General features: G+C 55.5%; 1 protein-coding gene. It reads left to right on the forward strand.

Annotated elements, in window-relative coordinates; translation table 11 throughout:
* Nucleotides 1–1,610 (forward strand): phage tail length tape measure family protein (locus PLU01S_RS25085; protein ID WP_139804009.1); only part of this gene is annotated, 1,610 nt, incomplete at both ends.

Raw genomic sequence — 1,610 nt, forward strand, 5'->3', positions numbered from 1 at the left:
AGTTGCTCAGTTCCAGAAGCTTGCAGAAGACCCGGCCAAGGCTTCCGCTGAGCTTAACGAGCAATACGGATATCTAACTGCATCTGTTTACGAGCAGATCCGCGCCCTAGAGGAGCAGGGAAATAAGGTAGGGGCAGCTAACCTTGCAGAAGAGACCTACGCCAATGCTCTAAAAGAGCGATCTGACGCGGTTAAGCAGAACCTAGGTGTTATCGAGGGCGCTTGGGATAGCGTTAAGGGTGCCGCCAAGGCTGCCTGGGACGCCATGCTTGACGTTGGGCGTGAGCAGACCTTAGATGACCAAATCAACGCGATAGAGTCATATATTTCTCGCGTTACGAAGCCTCAAAAATTCGTAGACATGTTTGCTACGGGAGATAGAGGAGGCATAACCCCTGAGCTGAGAGAATCGCTTGAAGCTCAGTTGAAATTCCTAAGAGAGCAGCGTGAAGGTGCTCGCCTGGATGCCCAGGGGCAAGCTGACCGCATACGCCGAGAAAAGGAAGCGGTTGATGCTGAAAAGGCCCAGGACGCTCTAATCAAGTCCGGCCTTACAAACGCTGAGAAACGGAATAAAGAGTACGAGAAGCTTGAGAAAAGACTTCAGGCTATTCGTGCGGTAAACCCGTTCAGCGACCAGTTAAGCGATGCGAATATTGCCAAGGCTAGAGCGGCAATTGAAAAGCAATACGCCGATCCGAAAGGGCCACAGGCCAGAAAGCCCGCAGCCTATCAGGACGATGCTGCCACTCGCATGCTCCTGTCGCTCAAGGAGCAGGAGGCCACTCTACGAAGCCAGCTCACCACCAATGAGAAGCTAACCACCTCTCAGCGAGCGCTGGCCCAGTTTGAGCAGCAGATAGCCGACCTTAAGACTAAGGGTACGCTTACTGCCCAGCAGAAAAGCCTCCAGGCGAATGAGCTGCAGATCAGGGCTCAGCTTGAGCAGAACGTAGCGCTTGAGGATGAGATCAAGAAGCGCGAACAGCTGACAAAGCTGCAAGCCTTCCAGCAGTCTCTTGAGGCCAGCAGGGCTCAGGAGCGCGAGGGATACGCCGACCAATTGGCTGGCTCAACGCTAGGCCCAGAAGCACGGCAAAGGCTCCAGGCCGAGCAGAAGATCAGGCAGGACTATCAACGTCAGCTTGAGCGTGCTGCGCGGGATCGCACCAATGGCTCTATAACTGAGGATACCTACCGAGCGGAGACCGAAGCGCTCAAGCAGAACCTGGACGAACGTCTGGCAATGCAGCAGGAGTATTACGCTGCGCTGGATGAACTGAACGGCAATGCGGCGGTAGGCGCGCAACGTGCTGTAAACGAATACAGCGAGAAGGCCGGCAACATAGCCGGTCAGACCCAGAGTCTGGTAGGCGACACGCTTGAGGGCCTTACGACTGGGATTAGCGGGAGCTTTACTCAGGCTATCACCAAGGCTGAAGATCTCGGCGATGCCATGGGCAACCTTGGCGAAACTATTCTTACCGATGTTGTAAATAGCCTCGCTGAAATGGGCGCACGGTACGCCATCAACGCAGCGCTGGAGGTGGCAGGGCTCACAACCGTGCAGACCGCCAAGGCTGCGCTGGGCGCTACGGCAGGAGCAGGTT

The organism is Pseudomonas luteola NBRC 103146 (assembly GCF_002091675.1).
GTDB lineage: Bacteria > Pseudomonadota > Gammaproteobacteria > Pseudomonadales > Pseudomonadaceae > Chryseomonas > Chryseomonas luteola.